Annotated in this window: 17 protein-coding genes; 3 read left to right on the forward strand and 14 right to left on the reverse strand. The window is 58.8% G+C overall.

Features of this window, described 5'->3' with window-relative positions; all coding sequences use genetic code 11:
- Positions 1-32: 32 nt before the first annotated feature.
- The 10 genes from rpoE to WA157_RS19350 form a co-directional block, all read right to left on the reverse strand.
- Positions 33-683: an RNA polymerase sigma factor RpoE gene (gene rpoE, locus WA157_RS19305; RefSeq protein WP_422622529.1), complete on the reverse strand. Its 651-nt coding sequence runs from the start codon at positions 681-683 to the stop codon at positions 33-35.
- A 1-nt stretch (position 684) separates the two neighbouring features.
- Positions 685-1152, reverse strand: a complete 468-nt coding sequence (locus WA157_RS19310) for a hypothetical protein (protein ID WP_422622530.1) — start codon at positions 1150-1152, stop codon at positions 685-687.
- A gap of 49 nt (positions 1153-1201) precedes the next feature.
- A complete protein-coding gene (gene fabF / locus WA157_RS19315) occupies positions 1202-2449 on the reverse strand; it encodes a beta-ketoacyl-ACP synthase II (RefSeq protein ID WP_422622531.1) in 1248 nt (415 codons plus the stop codon).
- Between the two features lie 137 nt (positions 2450-2586).
- Positions 2587-2826, reverse strand: coding sequence for an acyl carrier protein (acpP, locus tag WA157_RS19320; protein WP_011464030.1), 240 nt, complete (start codon positions 2824-2826; stop codon positions 2587-2589).
- Positions 2827-2923: 97 nt separating this feature from the next.
- Positions 2924-3670, reverse strand: a complete 747-nt coding sequence (gene fabG, locus WA157_RS19325; RefSeq protein WP_422622532.1) for a 3-oxoacyl-ACP reductase FabG — start codon at positions 3668-3670, stop codon at positions 2924-2926.
- The gene (gene fabD, locus WA157_RS19330) at positions 3667-4626 is read right to left on the reverse strand and encodes an ACP S-malonyltransferase (RefSeq protein ID WP_422622533.1); all 960 of its coding nucleotides are present in this window, start codon (positions 4624-4626) and stop codon (positions 3667-3669) included. Before fabD ends, fabG begins: the two co-directional genes overlap by 4 nt.
- A 62-nt stretch (positions 4627-4688) precedes the next feature.
- Positions 4689-5666, reverse strand: coding sequence for a beta-ketoacyl-ACP synthase III (locus WA157_RS19335; protein WP_422622534.1), 978 nt, complete (start codon positions 5664-5666; stop codon positions 4689-4691).
- Positions 5667-5669: 3 nt separating this feature from the next.
- Positions 5670-6719: a phosphate acyltransferase PlsX gene (gene plsX / locus WA157_RS19340; protein WP_422622535.1), complete on the reverse strand. Its 1050-nt coding sequence runs from the start codon at positions 6717-6719 to the stop codon at positions 5670-5672.
- 107 nt (positions 6720-6826) lie between these two features.
- Positions 6827-7009, reverse strand: coding sequence for a 50S ribosomal protein L32 (gene rpmF, locus WA157_RS19345; RefSeq protein ID WP_011464025.1), 183 nt, complete (start codon positions 7007-7009; stop codon positions 6827-6829).
- A 108-nt stretch (positions 7010-7117) separates the two neighbouring features.
- Complete coding sequence (locus tag WA157_RS19350; RefSeq protein ID WP_422622536.1) at positions 7118-7666, reverse strand: YceD family protein; 549 nt, start codon at positions 7664-7666, stop codon at positions 7118-7120.
- Positions 7667-7691: 25 nt separating this feature from the next.
- Between WA157_RS19350 and WA157_RS19355 the strand changes: the two genes are divergently transcribed.
- Together WA157_RS19355 and WA157_RS19360 are read left to right on the forward strand one after the other, a co-directional pair.
- A complete protein-coding gene (locus WA157_RS19355) occupies positions 7692-8291 on the forward strand; it encodes a Maf family nucleotide pyrophosphatase (RefSeq protein WP_422622537.1) in 600 nt (199 codons plus the stop codon).
- Positions 8288-9076 carry an SAM-dependent methyltransferase gene (locus tag WA157_RS19360; RefSeq protein WP_422622538.1) on the forward strand — a complete coding sequence of 263 codons (789 nt, stop codon included), beginning with the start codon at positions 8288-8290 and terminating at the stop codon, positions 9074-9076. The genes WA157_RS19355 and WA157_RS19360 overlap by 4 nt, the downstream gene beginning before the upstream one ends.
- A gap of 15 nt (positions 9077-9091) precedes the next feature.
- On the opposite strand, the gene WA157_RS19365 is transcribed toward WA157_RS19360, so the two are convergent.
- From WA157_RS19365 to WA157_RS19380, 4 genes are read right to left on the reverse strand one after another with little or no spacing between them, the layout of a single operon-like run.
- The gene (locus WA157_RS19365; protein WP_422622539.1) at positions 9092-10162 is read right to left on the reverse strand and encodes a S49 family peptidase; all 1071 of its coding nucleotides are present in this window, start codon (positions 10160-10162) and stop codon (positions 9092-9094) included.
- Entirely contained in the window at positions 10163-10528 is a 366-nt protein-coding gene (locus WA157_RS19370; protein WP_422622540.1) for a Rieske (2Fe-2S) protein, read from the reverse strand. It abuts the gene before it with no gap.
- Positions 10529-10546: 18 nt separating this feature from the next.
- The gene (locus WA157_RS19375) at positions 10547-11233 is read right to left on the reverse strand and encodes an HAD family hydrolase (protein ID WP_422622541.1); all 687 of its coding nucleotides are present in this window, start codon (positions 11231-11233) and stop codon (positions 10547-10549) included.
- On the reverse strand, positions 11211-12251 hold the full coding sequence (locus tag WA157_RS19380) for an RluA family pseudouridine synthase (RefSeq protein WP_422622542.1): 1041 nt from the start codon (positions 12249-12251) through the stop codon (positions 11211-11213). Before WA157_RS19380 ends, WA157_RS19375 begins: the two co-directional genes overlap by 23 nt.
- A 525-nt stretch (positions 12252-12776) precedes the next feature.
- Here WA157_RS19380 and WA157_RS19385 point away from each other — a divergent pair.
- Positions 12777-15749: an Rne/Rng family ribonuclease gene (locus tag WA157_RS19385; protein WP_422622543.1), complete on the forward strand. Its 2973-nt coding sequence runs from the start codon at positions 12777-12779 to the stop codon at positions 15747-15749.
- Positions 15750-15764: the final 15 nt, after the last annotated feature.

A 15764-nucleotide genomic window follows, 5' to 3' on the forward strand; every position in this document is an offset into this window, starting at 1 on the left:
TTCCAGTTTTTTTACCCGTCTCAGCCTGTGGTTTACCAGCGTTTGCTGGTCTGTCTTTCCAGCATTGGTTTCACAATGTCAGATATCGCTTCCCGAGCGCGGAAAATTCGGGAGCGAACGGTACCAATCGGGCAATCCATCACTTCCGAAATCTCCTCATAGCTCAAGCCTTCAATTTCGCGCAAAGTCAACGCCTGTCGCAAATCCTCTGGCAAAGCCTCGAGGGCGGCATCTACCGCCATGGCAATTTCCTTGGCAGCCAGCACCGACTCCGGCGTTTCGTTGTCAATTGGTTCATTTCCAGCCCAAGAAGTTTCATCACCCTCATCATCTGATTTAAGGGCGTTCTCCGACACCGTGGGGTCACGCTTGAGTTCCATCAAGAATTTTTTGGCCGTGTTGACCGCAATGCGGTACAGCCAGGTGTAAAACTGGGCGTCCCCGCGAAACTGGTGCAAGGCCTGATAGGCCCGAATGAAAGTCTCTTGGGCAATGTCTTCCACCAAGTCCACATCACGCACCATGCGGCCAATCAGGCGTTGAATCCGGCGCTGGTACTTAATCACAAGCAATTCGTAGGCGTTCTGATCACCCGCGACAGCGCGCTCCACCAGCATCAGGTCGCTGTCAGTGGCCCCGGTCAGTGCCGGCAGAGAGGGTTTTGTGGAGTCTGCACTCACCATGTCACCAGTTCGACGTGTGAACGATGGCAGCGGCGTTTTGAGCGTGTCCCGCGCCGCCACGAGAAAAGACAGCCCGGCGCAAAGCGTTCCAATGCGCCGCATCAAGTCGGCTTTCCGGCCAGAGCCAGAGGCGCTTACCCGTGTCTGGGCGCAGGCTCAACAACAAAACGAATTGACCATCAAGATGTACCGTCAGCAGCACCGGGACCGACGCATCAGCGCCAGTCCAATGCCAGGCTTGTCCGTCCCAACGCAAGATTCCCTGGGCACACCGGCGCCAAGCCACCGCCGCAGTTCCGCAAGCGCCCAACAGAACCCCGGCAAACAGCCACTGACGCCATCCGATAGCGTCGAGCTGTCGCAGCCAGAGCGCGCCCGTCAAGCAGGCGCCCAAACCCAGCCCCAGCACCAGCCAACCCTGGAAACGCGAACGCCCCACCGGATAATTAACCGCTGGGGCGCTGTGCATGCTGGAATCAGTCAAATTGCAAGAATTTGGGTACAGTGCCAAGCAAACGTCAGGGCGCGCGCTTGAAAACAAGCGAGCCATTGGTACCACCGAACCCAAAGTTGTTTTTCAGGGCCACATCAATTTTCATGTCGCGCGCCGTATTGGCGCAGTAGTCCAGATCGCACTCGGGATCCTGGTTGAAAATATTGGTGGTCGGTGGGCTCTTCTGGTGATACAGCGCCAGCACGGTAATGATGGACTCAAGGCCGCCAGCACCGCCCAGCAGGTGCCCGGTCATGGATTTGGTGGAGTTGACCACCGTCTTTTTCGCCTGCTCCCCCAACGCAGCCTTGATGGCATTGGTTTCGTTCAGGTCCCCCAACGGCGTGGAAGTCCCATGGGCATTCAAATAATCAACCTGATCGGCGTTGACCCCGGCGTTGCGCATGGCATTTAGCATGGCGCGGCGTGGGCCATCCATGTTGGGGGCGGTCATGTGGCCGGCATCGGCGCTCATGCCAAAACCAGCCAGCTCGGCGTAGATCCTGGCACCGCGGGCCTTGGCGTGTTCGTACTCTTCGAGCACCATCACGCCGGCGCCTTCACCCAAAACAAAGCCATCCCGGTCCCGGTCCCACGGGCGCGAGGCCGTTTGGGGGTCATCGTTGCGGGTGCTCAAAGCCCGCATGGCGGCAAAGCCACCAACACCCAGGGCCGACACCGCGGCTTCGGAGCCACCCGCCACCATGACGTCGGCATCCCCATATTCAATCATGCGGCCAGCTTCACCAATGCAGTGCAGTCCGGTGGTGCAGGCCGACACGATGGCCATATTGGGCCCTTTGAAACCACAACGAATCGCCACATGACCGGCGATCATGTTGACAATCGTGGACGGCACAAAAAATGGAGAGATACGGCGCGCGCCCCGGTTGACGAACTCGGTGTGCATGTCCTCGATCATTGGCAAGCCGCCAATGCCTGAACCGATCAAACAGCCGATGCGGACTGCCAGCTCCTCTGTCAGCGCCTCGCCGGTGGGCAGACCGGCATCGGCCACGGCCTGACTCGCCGCCGCGATACCGAAGTGAATAAAGGTGTCCATCGTGCGCGCCTCTTTGCTGCCGATGTAAGACCCCAGATCAAAGCCTTTGACTTCACCCGCAATCTTGCAGGAAAAACTGGAGGCATCAAACTTGGTAATGAGATCAATGCCGGATTTTCCGGCCAGCAGGTTCGCCCACGCGTCAGCCACCGTGTTACCCACGGGACTGACACACCCCAAACCTGTTACTACAACGCGACGACGGGACATAAAAATTTGCAGCCAGTAGTTTAGCTAAGGAAAGCCGCCAGCAGCGGCATGAAACCAGACTTGCAGACTGGCGCCAAAGCAGCCCAGTCCGTCAGAGCAAGCGCAACGACGCTTTAGCGCGCCGCCAGCAGAGCCCCTTACGCTTTCTTGTGTGTATTGGCGTAATCAATGGCGTTTTGCACTGTCGTAATCTTTTCAGCGTCTTCATCCGGAATTTCTATACCGAACTCATCTTCCAGGGCCATCACCAACTCCACTGTGTCGAGCGAATCAGCCCCCAGATCGGCCACAAAGGCTTTTTCACTGGTGACTTGTGCTTCTTCCACACCGAGTTGTTCGGCAATGATTTTCTTAACGCGTGCTTCAATATCGCTCATGGGTTCACTCAGAGTGTTGTAAATTAATCCGCGATTCTAGCCGGGTGCAGGGCTGATACCCCAATCCGGCTGCCGAGCGGATAAATCGGCTTACATCTTACATGTACATGCCACCATTGACATGCAATTCCTGCCCGGTCACGTAGCCCGCCTGCGGTGAAGCCAAGTAGACCACCGCGTGGGCGATGTCAGAGGGTTGGCCGAGTTGCCCCAGCGGGATTTGGCTCACCAGTGCTTTTTTCTGCTCTTCCTGCAGGCTGGCGGTCATGTCGGTTTCGATAAAACCGGGTGCCACACAATTGACCGTGATGGAACGCGAGCCCAGCTCACGGGCCAGCGCGCGGGTCATGCCGGCCACGCCCGCCTTGGCGGCGGCGTAGTTGGCCTGTCCCGGGTTGCCTGAGGCCCCCACCACGGAGGTGATGCTGATGATGCGGCCATAACGCTGCTTCATCATGGTGCGCATGACGGCACGGCTCATGCGAAATACCGCTTTGAGGTTGGTGTCCAGCACGGCATCCCACTCGTCGTCTTTCATCCGCATGGCCAGGTTGTCGCGCGTGATACCGGCATTGTTCACCAGCACCTGCAAGCCGCCATGTTCTTTGACAATTTCACCAATCAAAACTTCGGCCGCCTGCGCATCGTTGACGTTCAAAGTCTTGCCGCTGCACCCGGGGAAAGCTGCCAGGGTTTGCCCAATTTTTGCGGCTCCGTCGTCGGTCGTCGCCGTACCAATGACCTTCAACCCCTGTTTTGCCAGCTCCAGGGCAATGGCGGCACCAATGCCACGCGACGCACCCGTCACCAAAGCGACCTGTCCGTCAAATTTGATATCAGTCATGCGGCACCCAAAAGTAATTTCTTAAGCTCAACCAGGCTGGCTGGATCTGACAGCGCCATGGCGTTCAAGTCCGGGTCGATGCGTTTAACCGTGCCGGCCAGCACCTTGCCGGGACCGCATTCCACAAGGGTAGTCAATCCACGAGCCTTGAGTGCCTGGATGCACTCAACCCAGCGCACCGGCCCGAAGGCCTGACGGTACAAGGCATCGCGAATCCGATCAGCGTCAACCTCGACGGCGACATCCACATTGTTGATGAGCGCAATCTGGGGCGCCAAAAAATCGACCGATTTCAATTTCTCTTTAAGTCTTGCCGCGGCCGGCTTCATCAAACTGGAATGGAAAGGCGCTGACACGGGCAGCGACAGGGCCCGCTTGGCGCCCTTGGCCTTTAACACCACACAGGCTCTTTCAACGGCTGCTTTGGTACCGGCAATGACCGTCTGCAGAGGGTCATTGAAATTGACGGCTTCCACTACTTCATCCGGTGTTTCGCCCAACTCCTTGGTGACCTCTGCGCAGCCCGCTATGACTTTTGCAGAATCCAAGCCAAGAATAGCGGCCATGGCGCCCACGCCGACAGGCACTGCATCCTGCATGGCCTGGGCCCGAAAGCGCACCAACGGGGCGGCCTGAGTCAGTGTCAGCACACCGGCAGCCACCAGCGCCGAGTATTCGCCCAACGAATGCCCCGCCACAGCGGATGGCGCAGCGCCGGTCTCGGCGATCCAGACACGGTACGCGGCCACCCCTGCCACCAACATCACCGGCTGGGTATTCGTCGTCAGGGCCAGTGCTTCCTTGGGACCCCTCCGGATGAGCTCCGCAACATCTTCGCCCAAGGCATCAGAGGCCTCCTGGAGCGTTTCCAGCACCACCGGATGATCACCCCAAGCATCAAGCATACCCATGGACTGGGACCCTTGGCCGGGAAATACAAAAGCGAAAGCTTGCATGCTGTTATGGCTAATATTAGGATTGGATGAGGCTACAGCCCCCGTTCTTACTTCACTATATGCTACAAATTTAGCAGCACAGCACCCCAGGTAAATCCGCCGCCCACCGCTTCCAGCAGCAGCAGTTCACCAGCCTTGACCTTGCCGCTACGCACCGCCGCATCAAGCGCCAGGGGAATGGAAGCCGCGGAGGTATTGCCATGCTGGTCGACTGTGACGACGACTTTGTCCATCGACAGCTTGAGCTTTCTGGCGCTGCTCTGCATGATGCGAATATTAGCCTGGTGCGGAATCAGCCAGTCAATATCGGCCGCTGTCTTGCCCGCCTTGGCCAGAACGGCGCGGGCGGCTTCATCCAGCACGCCCACCGCCAGCTTGAACACGGCCGGACCATCCATCTGCAGCAGCGGGGCGCCCAGCACATTGCCACCTGAGACGTGGCCCGGCACACACAGAATGCCAACATGCTTGCCGTCTGCATGCAAGTCACTGGCGAGAATACCGGGGGTGTCGGACGCTTCCAGCACCACGGCGCCAGCACCATCACCGAACAGCACACATGTGGTCCGGTCCTTGAAATCGAGAATACGTGAAAAGACTTCTGCGCCAATCACCAGCGCTTTCTTGGCAGCGCCGGTCTTGATCATCGCGTCGGCAATGCTCAAAGCGTAAATAAAACCGCTGCAGACAGCCTGCACGTCGAACGCCGGGCAACCATTGGCTCCCAGCTTGTCCTGCAATATACAAGCGGTCGAGGGGAACACCATATCGGGCGTGGAGGTGGCGACGATGATGAGGTCAATATCTTGGGCCTTTGCCCCAGCGGCCTGCAAAGCCCGGCGTGCGGCTTCAAGGCCCAGATCGCTGCTGCAAACCTCCGGCGCAGCAAAATGGCGCGCCCGAATGCCGGTGCGCTCAACAATCCAGTCGTCCGAAGTTTCAACACCTTGCGTGGCAAGTTCTGCCGCCAGATCGGAATTGGTCAGTCGACGGGGCGGCAGATAACTGCCAGTTCCAGTGATACGTGAATAAAGTTTCATTGATCAGACGAGTGCGACTGTATTGGACAACCCGGGTCGCCCACTGGCACCCCATAGGGGGGCTGCATGGGCAATCCGGGCTTGAACACGGTCTAGCAAGTTGTTTCGGGCCGCATCATACGCCCGGGTTAAAGCATACTCAAATGCCAATTCATCGGCGGAGCCGTGGCTTTTGAAGACCAGACCGCGCAGGCCCAGCAAAGCACCCCCATTATAGCGACGATGATCCATACGCTTTTTAAGCGCCGATATGATGGGATAGGCAGCAATTGCCGCAAATTTTGTAAAAATACTGCGAGAGAATTCCATTTTCAAAAAATCAACGATCATCGTCGCCAGGCCCTCGCTGGCTTTCAAGGCGACGTTGCCAACGAAACCATCACACACCACGATGTCAGCAGTTCCCTTGAAAATGTCGTTGCCCTCGACATTGCCATAAAAATTCAAATCCCCCGCTTTGGAGGCAGATCGAAGCAGTTCACCGGCTTTCTTTATGACTTCATTACCTTTAATTGCTTCTTCGCCAATATTAAGCAGGCCGACGCTAGGACTGTCCTTGCCGTTCAAGACCGATACTAGGGCGGAGCCCATCATTGCGAACTGCAGCAAGTGCTCAGCCGAACAATCGACATTGGCCCCCATGTCCAGCACGGTCGTTGCTTCACCTTTGGCATTGGGAATCTGGCCAGCGATGGCGGGGCGATCGATGCCATCCAGGGTTTTGAGCAAATAGCGCGAGATGGCCATTAACGCAGCGGTGTTGCCGGCCGACACCGCTGCCTGTGCAGCGCCATCCTTGACCTGCTGGATAGCTACCCGCATGGAGGAATCTTTTTTGCGCCGAAGAGCGACTTCAAGCGGATCATCCATGCTGACGACCTCACTGGCCGCGACCGTTTTGGCGCGCTGATGGGAAAATGCGCGCAGACTCTCAGGCCGCCCCACCAGCAACAACTGCGCGTCAGCGTGACGATCCAGAAAATGGCGACAGGCAGGCAGCGTGACGCGCGGGCCATGATCGCCCCCCATACAGTCGACAGCGATAGTGATCATGACAAGCTAGCCCACCCAAGCAAATGAAATCCGGTTACCAGGCGCATTAAAACAAAGGCCCGAGGCTACAAACATAGCAGCCTCGGGCCTTGGTTAAGAAAAAACGATCAGGCTTCTGACTTGGTCTTGAGAACCTGGCGACCACGATAAAAGCCATTGGGGCTGATGTGGTGACGCAGATGGGTTTCGCCCGTGGTGGACTCAACGGCAATACCCGGCACGACCAAGGCATTGTGCGCACGGTGCATGCCGCGCTTGGAGGGTGACTTTTTGTTTTGTTGAACGGCCATGATCGGCTCCTTGGCAGGTGTGTTGCGAACGCTGCAACAACTTGGGTTAGTGGAACACGCGTTTGTTTGATCCGCGCGAAGCCTCGAATTATAGCGTACCTTGCCGTCTCAACTGCCTTTGCCGCTGCGGAGCTTGGCCAACACCGAGAAAGGATTGACCTTTTCGGTGGCCTCTGCCTCAAAACCCGGATCCACAGCCGTCAGCTTGAGCTCCACCGGGCATGTTTCATGACGGGGAATCACCGGCAACGCCATCAACACCTCGTCTTCAATCAGATCAGCCAGGTTGAAGTCACGGCTCAGAACCAGCACATCTTCTTCGGCCTCTTCGTCCTGTGCTTCAGCCGCTTCTTCACTTCCGACAAAGCGAAAAGACTGGTTAACACGCACAGCAATATCCACCGGACCCAGACAACGCTGGCAAATCAGGGGCAGACTGGCATCAACCGTCAAATGCAGCCAGATCTGCTCGGCGCCCGCTTCGTCGGTTCGAAGTTCGCCACGGGCTGACCAATCAATGATCAGATCAGCGCCATGCCCTTTTGTTTCCTCCAGCAAACGCACGAATTTTGATAGCAAATCATGTCCGGTGATCGCGCTCGCGGCTTGCGCAAACACCTTGACATCCAAATGGGTAGGGGCTGACTCTTGTTTCATGCCCGCAGTGTAAGAGAATCAAGGCATGTCTGAACCTATCCAACGCAAACTCATCCTGGGCTCCACATCGCCCTACCGCCGCGAACTGCTGGCGCGGCTGCGCATTCCATTCGAAGTCGCCGCGCCCGATGTCGATGAATCAGCATGGGCTGGCGAAACACCGCAACAGCTGGCCTGTCGCCTGGCCATGGCCAAGGCCCGTGCCGTGGCCGCGCAATTTCCGTCCTGCGTCGTGGTTGGCTCGGATCAGGTGGCCGAGCTGGACGGCCAGGCCCTTGGCAAGCCCGGCAACCATGCGCGCGCGGTTGCCCAGTTGCAGCAAATGCGTGGCAAGTCCGTGATTTTCCAGACTGCGGTGGCAGTGGTCTGCCTTGAGACCGGTTTTGCGCAGATGGATCTGGCCCAGGTCAAAGTCAATTTTCGCCAACTCTCGGATGCCGAAATCGAATCTTACCTGCGCGCGGAGACGCCCTATGACTGCGCGGGCAGCGCCAAGAGCGAAGGTCTTGGCATCGCTTTGCTCGACAGTATTGACAACGACGACCCAACGGCCCTGGTGGGACTGCCGATGATCCGCACCTGCCGGATGATTCAGGCCGCAGGCATCAAGGTGCTGGGCGCATGACAACAACACCGACCAAGCCCACGCAAGTTACCAGCGGCAAACTCTACCTGGTGCCTGCACCGCTGGACTTCGGCTGCGCCAGCGAAGTCAACCTGGAAAATACCATGCCTCGGGGCACCCTGGCGGTGGCAGCACGGCTTCAGTATTGGGTCTGTGAAAACGCCAAATCAGCTCGCGCCTACTTGAAACGAGTGAATGAGATCACACCTCTGAGCGTCCCGCTGCAGGCCCTGCACATTCAGGAACTGCCTCGCGAAGTGCATAAGAAAGGCGATCACACCGGCAACTTTGACGCGCGTCATCTGCTCGACGCTGCAGGCCAAGGCCATGACGTGGGGCTGGTCAGCGAAGCCGGCATGCCGGCCGTGGCGGACCCGGGCTCCTCGGTGGTGCGCGCCGCCCATGATCTGGGGATTGAAGTTGTGCCGCTCACCGGCCCGGTTTCATTGTTGCTGGCACTGGCCGCCAGCGGGCTCAACGGCCAGAATTTTGCCTTTGTGGGCTACCTGCCGCAAGACGCTGCGGAGCGTGCCCAGCGCGTGCGCGAGTTGGAATCACTGGCACTAAAAACCGGGCAGACCCAGTTGTTTATTGAAACACCTTACCGCAACGCGGCCATGCTGCAGACACTGCTGCAAACACTGCAGCACAACACGCGGTTGGCAGTGTGCAGTGGCCTCACCTTAAGCCGGGGCGTGTGTCGCAGCGAAACCATCAAGAACTGGCGGCAAAAATCCTCGCCGCTGGACAATTCGACGCCAGCGGTGTTCGCGCTGGGTCGTTGACAACGCTGCGCAGATTCAGCGCAGCGTCGGCGTCGACTGAATCGCCCGCACCGCACCCTGGCCAATAGAGGCGCCAAACCGTTTGACCAGACGCTCTGCGACATTCTCACGGCGGGTGTAATCAATGATGTCTTCGGCTTTGACCACTTCACGCGCGACAAAGTCAAGATTGCCGAACTGGTCCGCCAGTCCGAGTTCAATCGCCTGCTGGCCGCTCCAGAACAGGCCACTAAAGGTCTCAGGGGTTTCCTTGAGCCGGGTGCCGCGCCCAGCCTTGACAACGTCGATGAACTGTTGGTGGATCTGGTTCAGCATGGCTTGGGCAAAAACGCGCTGCTTCTCGGTCTGCGGACTGAACGGGTCCAAAAAACCCTTGTTTTCGCCCGCCGTCATGAGACGCCTCTCGACGCCCAGTTTTTCCATCAAACCCGTAAAGCCGAAACCATCCATCAACACGCCAATGCTGCCGACGATGCTGGCCTTGTCGACGTAAATCTTGTCAGCTGCAACGGCAATGTAATAAGCGGCCGACGCACATGTTTCTTCAACCACGGCGTAGACCGGCTTCTTGTGCTTGGCTTTGAGGCGAAGCAGTTCATCGTTGATGATGCCCGCTTGTACCGGGCTGCCACCCGGCGAATTGATCAACAGCACCACCGCCTGGGCTCCGGCGTCTTCAAAGGCATCCCGCAAAGAAGCAACAATCGCGTCCGCGCTGGCGTCCGTGTCAGACGCAATTTCGCCTTTGATCTCAACGACGGCCGTGTGCGGCTTCAAGGCGGCACGGGACGCCCCATTTTGACTGATGACCAGCCACGCCACAGTAATAAAGAATGCCAACCAGGCCAGCCGCATAAAAGTACGCCAGCGGCGCGCCAAACGCTGCTCGGTCAGCGACGCAAATGCCAGCTTTTCCAGCGTCGCGCGCTCCCAGCCCGGGCTGTCAACTGCCTCGTTCTTGCTACCTGTTTTGGTAGCATGCTTCTCACCATGGACGGGGGCTGCAGCCTGATTTGATTCTAAACTCTCAGGCGTGGTCGAAACTGATACTTCGACCGTTTTGTCAGGGTTGTTGGGTTCGGTCATTTAAAACTCTAGGGGTTTGAGATTAGGGGCAGTATGCCAGTGCACGACGCCGTCAAGCTCGGACGTCCCAATTTTGATCAGGCCGCCCCGGCACGGACCCATACGACAGTGGCCGGTCTGGGGGGCGTAAATTGCACCATGCGTGGAACACATCAGCCAGTGGCCGGTACTGTCAAAAAAATGGTTGGGCTGGTAATCCATCTCCATCGGCACATGCGAACATTGATTCAAGTAGGCATGGACCTGCCCTTGGTAACGGATTGCAAAGCCGCGGCCGCTGCGGCCGCAATAAATCACTTCAAACGGCACGCCATCGCCACTGTCAAGCAAATCAGCTGAAGGGCACAGGGGAATCAATTGCTCCATGCGCGGAACTCAAACATATCAGGCATTGTCCAGCAACCAGCGATGCAAACTGCCCACCGAATGGGCAATGAAGCGGGGCTGCAGGGCGGCAAACACCTCAGGCTCATGCGCGCCGTAACTCACCGCCACACTGGCGCAGCCCGCGTTAAGTGCCATCTGCAAATCATGCGTGGTGTCGCCAATCATCAGCGTGCGCGCAGGTGCCACATCAAACTCGCGCATCAATTCGAGCAACATGCGGGGGTCGGGCTTGCCCGCCGTTTCATCCGCCGTACGCGACGCATCGAACAAGCCTTTGAGTTCCACCGCCTGCAAGGCATCGTTCAGGCCGCGCCGACTCTTGCCGGTGGCCACGGTCAACCAGTGCTGGCGCGCCTTCAAATCGGCCAGCAGCGACAACACGCCCTCAAACAAGCTGATATCACCTTGGCGGGCAAGGTAATGGTGGCGGTAGCGCGCCCCCAACTGGGGGTACTTGTCCACTGGCACGTCCGGCGCCGCGTGCGCCAAGGCCTCCATCAAGCCCATGCCGATCACGTAGGCGGCGTCCTTGTCGCTCGGCACCGCGCCGCCCACGTCACGCACGGCGTTTTGAATGCAACGCGTGATGATGGCGGTGGAATCAAACAAGGTGCCATCCCAGTCGAAGGCGATCAAGTCGAACTGGCGGACTCTGGCAATCTCAGGATGAAGACGGTGCGGCATGGTCGGAAAAAGCCTCAAGTTCAGTCGGTAGGGGCGCCAGCAGTTCCAGTCGCTCGCCGCTGGCGGGATGGTTGAATTGCAAGCGCCATGCATGCAAAAACATGCGTTTGAGGCCGGGCCGGGGCCCGGACTGCAGTAATTTCTTGTTCAGGCCAAAGTCGCCATATTTATCGTCGCCGACAATCGGATAGCCCTCGCTGGCAAGATGAACCCGGATTTGATGCGTGCGCCCGGTCTTGATAGTGACTTCAAGCAAGGTAAAACTGGTCGCCGTCGTCTCCCTGACTTTCACCAGCGTGACCGACGGCATGCCGTTGGGATCATCCCGGGACACCACCTTGACGCGTCGTTCGCCCTCGCCCGCACTGCCGTCCTTGCCTGGCAGCAGGTATTTATAGAGCGGCTTGTCCAGCACCTTCTTGTTGGCTGGCCAGTGCCCTGCCACCAAGGCCAGATAGGTCTTGCCGGTTTCGCGCTCGCGAAACTGGCTTTGCAGTCGGGTCAAGGCGCTGCGCTTTTTCGCAATCAACAAAATACCACTGGTGTCCCGGTCCAGGCGGTGCACCAGTTCCAGAAATTTGGCTTGGGGCCTGGCCATACGCAATTGTTCGATCACGCCAAAACTCACGCCCGAACCACCGTGCACGGCCACGCCGGCCGGCTTATCAATGACCAGCAGTTGCTCATCTTCAAACAAAATGGGAAAGTCCCGCGCTGGCGCTCCACGGGCCATGGCTTGCGTCATCGCCTCGGCTTTTTCCGCCACCCGCTCGGAAATTCGCAGCGGCGGCAAGCGCACGGTATCACCCGCCGCCAACCGTGCATCGGCAGACGCCCGACCTTTGTTCACCCTGACTTCGCCACTGCGAATGATGCGATAGACATGGGTTTTGGGTACGCCCTTGAGGTGACGCATCAGGAAATTATCCAGGCGCTGCCCAGCCGCGTCTTCGTCGACGCGTATCGTTGTAGCCTGAGGTGTCGGTGGGACTGGATTGCCCCCTATAATGTGTTTCACTAGCGAAGAGCTGTAAGTGGTTGATTTAACGAGAAGTTAATTCATAACTGACGTGGAGTTTAGTTCACCAGCACTCAACAGCACCGCCAGAAGGTCGATACCGCCGATTGCCAATGCACGCAAACCGCAAGCCAGATGCTTGCAGTGGCCTGCAGGACAAACGGTCAAGACGACGCTTTGGAACCCTGATACGGAATACCCCAAGATCACAGACAGATTTGCCTGTGATCGGAATGAAACGAGATGTTTGTGTTGTTGAGCCTGATTCAAAATTGCCTGGGGCGCGTTTGCGCGCCGCGTTTTGGCATGAATTGGCCGTCAGCGCCCACACAATGGGCGCATAGAGCTATTTATTTAGTAGCAAATTCACAATCCAGACAACCCGTTCCCCTCCACGCGCCTACACCAGAACTTTTTGTTTGAGTCCTGGTTCTCCGGCAATTCCTCCTCAATTCGAAGCGTCAGTTCCGGTATCAATGGCTCGTCAAGAGCTTATCTGTTATTTGAATTGAAGGAATGCTACCCATGAAACGGATGCTGATTAACGCCACGCAGGCTGAAGAACGCCGCCTGGCCATTGTCGACGGACAAAAACTCCTCGACTACGAGATTGAAATCGAAGGGTGCGAACAACGCAAGGGCAACATTTACAAGGCCGTCGTCACCCGCGTCGAGCCGTCGCTGGAAGCCTGTTTTGTCGATTACGGTGAAGACCGTCATGGCTTTCTGCCATTCAAGGAAATTTCCCGGCAGTATTTTCAACCAGGCGTGGCCGTCGGCCAGGCACGTATCCAGGATGCCATCCGTGAAGGCCAGGAACTGCTGGTGCAAGTGGAAAAGGAAGAGCGCGGCAACAAGGGCGCTGCCCTGACCACGTTCGTGTCGCTCGCTGGCCGCTACGTGGTGCTGATGCCCAATAACCCACGCGGAGGCGGTGTCTCACGCCGCATTGAAGGCGAAGACCGTGCCGACCTGAAAGAGGCCCTCGATCAGCTTGAATACCCCAACGGGATGAGCATCATTGCCCGCACCGCCGGCATTGGCCGCAGTGCGCCCGAGTTGCAATGGGACCTGAACTACCTGCTTAAATTGTGGGCCGCCATTGATGGCGCCGCCAAGGGTGCCAAGGGCGCCTTCCTGATTTACCAGGAATCGTCTTTGGTGATCCGCGCCATTCGTGATTACTTCAACAACGACATCGGCGACATCCTGATCGACACCGACGACGTGTTTGACCAGGCCCAGCAGTTCATGGCCCATGTGATGCCCGAGCACGCCGACCGCGTCAAGCGCTACCGCGACGATGCACCGCTGTTCAGCCGTTTCCAGATCGAGCATCAGATCGAATCGGCCTACGCCCGCACCGTGCAATTGCCCAGCGGTGGCGCCATTGTGATTGACCACACCGAAGCGCTGGTGTCGGTGGACGTCAACTCGGCACGCGCCATCAAAGGCAGCGATATCGAAGAAACCGCCACCCGCACCAATTTGGAAGCGGCTGAAGAAGTGGCACGCCAGATGCGCCTGCGGGACTTGGGTGGTCTGATCGTGATCGACTTTATCGACATGGAAGAAAGCCGCAACCGCCGCGACGTGGAAAACCGCCTGCGCGACTCGCTGCGGCAGGACCGCGCCCGTGTGCAGTTTGCCACCATCAGCAAATTTGGTCTGATGGAGATGAGCCGCCAGCGGCTGCGCCCCGCCTTGTCAGAAGGCGCCTCCATTCCCTGCCCGCGTTGCGGCGGCTCCGGCCACATCCGTGACACGGAATCCAGTGCATTGCAGATCTTGCGCATCATCCAGGAAGAGTCTCTGAAAGACAACACAGCCTCGGTGCTGTGCCAGGTTCCGGTTGAGGTTGCCTCCTTCTTGCTCAATGAAAAACGGGCCGAGATTACAAAAATTGAACTCAAGCAACGCATCAATGTCCTGATGGTGCCCAACAAGACACTGGAAACCCCCAACTACAAGCTGGAGCGTCTCAAGCATGACGATCCGCGCCTGGACAACATCGAATCGAGCTACAAGATGGCCGATCAGATGGAAGACGCCACAGCGGTGACACGCCGCTCGCAGGAGCCCACCAACAAGCAGACGCCGATCATCAAAGGCGTCTTGCCCGATGCCCCGGCGCCTGTTGCACCGCCCCGGCCCGAGCCCGTCAAGCCAGCGGTCGCCGCACGCACGGCACCCAGGCCCGTACCTGCGTCCGTGGCCCCAGTGCCGCCGGTAGAAGGTGGTTTCTTTGGCTGGCTCAAGCGGCTGTTTGCGCCCGAAGCAACACCGGTCGTCCCCGCGCAACCCAAGGCAGACGCGGGCCAGGCCGACAAGCGCGAAGAACGCCCGAGCCGCGAAGGCGCCCGTCGTGGCGAACCCCGTAGCGAAGGTCGCGACGAAGGTCGTGGCGGCAGAGGTGGCCGCGGGGGACGTGGTGACGGACGTGGCGGTAGAACGGGTCGCGGTGAGCGTCCAGCGTCTGGCCCGCGTGAGCGTTTCGACGGCGAAGGCAGACCCGGCGCGATGGATACAGGCGCCAGCCAAGTGCAGACGCCACTCAACGGGACAGGCCAGGAGACATCCAGGACGGAACCAGGGCAAGAGCGCCCAGCGCGCAATTCTGAACGGGGTGGCCGTGGCGGCCGCGGTGGTCGCGGCCGCAGCGAGCGAGTCGACGGGGTCGAGTCGACCAGTCCCGCTGAACGCGATGAGCTCCGGCCCGACCTGCGCAATGAGCGTCGTCCCGAACGCAACCGTCGGCCTGACGCCAACGTCCCCAGCGACGCGTTCAATCAAGAGGCCAGCCGCACCGATGTCTTGGCCGTCTCGCACGAGAATGTTGCCGACCTCGAACCAAGCCTTGCCGGTCAGGCAACGGAGCGTCCCGAGGGCGCACCAGCGCGTGAAAAACGCAGCCGTGACCGCTATGGCCGGGATCGTGCACCTCGCGGTGAGCGCCCCGAACAAGGGGAGCGTCATGACCAGCCATCGCGTGACAGCCAGCCTTTAGCAGAGCCTTCGGCGCAAGAGCCCCGCAAGTCCTACTTCACGGCCAGCCCTGAAGCAGCCACGACCCCGGCGGAACCGATCCCGGTTGCGGCAACGCCAGCCGCCGTGTCCGCGGCGCCGGCAGCAATCCCTGTCGCTGTGTCATCTGCGGCGCCGGAGCTCGTGGCAACACCGGTCACCGTGTCCATGGTCGCGGCCCCAGTGGCGGAGCCTGTGGCACCGGCAGCAGCCATGCCCAAGCTTGAGCAGTTTGAGCTGCCACTGGGCGAGTTGGTCCAGGTGGCGCAGAGCTCCGGCCTGAGCTGGGTCAACTCGAACCCGGAAAAAATTGCAGCGGTCCAGGCGGCCATCGCGGCCGAACCAAAACCAGTTCACGTGCCCCGTGAACGCCCGGCAGTGGTTCAAGTGCAGGAAGGACCACTGGTTTTAGTGGAAACCAAACGCGATTTGCGTAACATGACGCTGCCTTTTGAAGAAAAAGAACCGCAATAAATCGACTTGCTGCCC

Origin of the sequence: Rhodoferax ferrireducens, from assembly GCF_049302455.1 — a bacterium.
In the GTDB taxonomy this organism is placed as follows: Bacteria; Pseudomonadota; Gammaproteobacteria; order Burkholderiales; family Burkholderiaceae_C; genus Rhodoferax; species Rhodoferax ferrireducens_B.

Bases quoted from the DNA above. Each gene is read 5' to 3' on its own strand.
- rpoE (WP_422622529.1), bottom strand. From the start codon at position 683: ATGGTGAGTGCAGACTCCACAAAACCCTCTCTGCCGGCACTGACCGGG.
- WA157_RS19310 (WP_422622530.1), bottom strand. From the start codon at position 1,152: ATGCACAGCGCCCCAGCGGTTAATTATCCGGTGGGGCGTTCGCGTTTC.
- fabF (WP_422622531.1), bottom strand. From the start codon at position 2,449: ATGTCCCGTCGTCGCGTTGTAGTAACAGGTTTGGGGTGTGTCAGTCCC.
- acpP (WP_011464030.1), bottom strand. From the start codon at position 2,826: ATGAGCGATATTGAAGCACGCGTTAAGAAAATCATTGCCGAACAACTC.
- fabG (WP_422622532.1), bottom strand. From the start codon at position 3,670: ATGACTGATATCAAATTTGACGGACAGGTCGCTTTGGTGACGGGTGCG.
- fabD (WP_422622533.1), bottom strand. From the start codon at position 4,626: ATGCAAGCTTTCGCTTTTGTATTTCCCGGCCAAGGGTCCCAGTCCATG.
- WA157_RS19335 (WP_422622534.1), bottom strand. From the start codon at position 5,666: ATGAAACTTTATTCACGTATCACTGGAACTGGCAGTTATCTGCCGCCC.
- plsX (WP_422622535.1), bottom strand. From the start codon at position 6,719: ATGATCACTATCGCTGTCGACTGTATGGGGGGCGATCATGGCCCGCGC.
- rpmF (WP_011464025.1), bottom strand. From the start codon at position 7,009: ATGGCCGTTCAACAAAACAAAAAGTCACCCTCCAAGCGCGGCATGCAC.
- WA157_RS19350 (WP_422622536.1), bottom strand. From the start codon at position 7,666: ATGAAACAAGAGTCAGCCCCTACCCATTTGGATGTCAAGGTGTTTGCG.
- WA157_RS19355 (WP_422622537.1), top strand. From the start codon at position 7,692: ATGTCTGAACCTATCCAACGCAAACTCATCCTGGGCTCCACATCGCCC.
- WA157_RS19360 (WP_422622538.1), top strand. From the start codon at position 8,288: ATGACAACAACACCGACCAAGCCCACGCAAGTTACCAGCGGCAAACTC.
- WA157_RS19365 (WP_422622539.1), bottom strand. From the start codon at position 10,162: ATGACCGAACCCAACAACCCTGACAAAACGGTCGAAGTATCAGTTTCG.
- WA157_RS19370 (WP_422622540.1), bottom strand. From the start codon at position 10,528: ATGGAGCAATTGATTCCCCTGTGCCCTTCAGCTGATTTGCTTGACAGT.
- WA157_RS19375 (WP_422622541.1), bottom strand. From the start codon at position 11,233: ATGCCGCACCGTCTTCATCCTGAGATTGCCAGAGTCCGCCAGTTCGAC.
- WA157_RS19385 (WP_422622543.1), top strand. From the start codon at position 12,777: ATGAAACGGATGCTGATTAACGCCACGCAGGCTGAAGAACGCCGCCTG.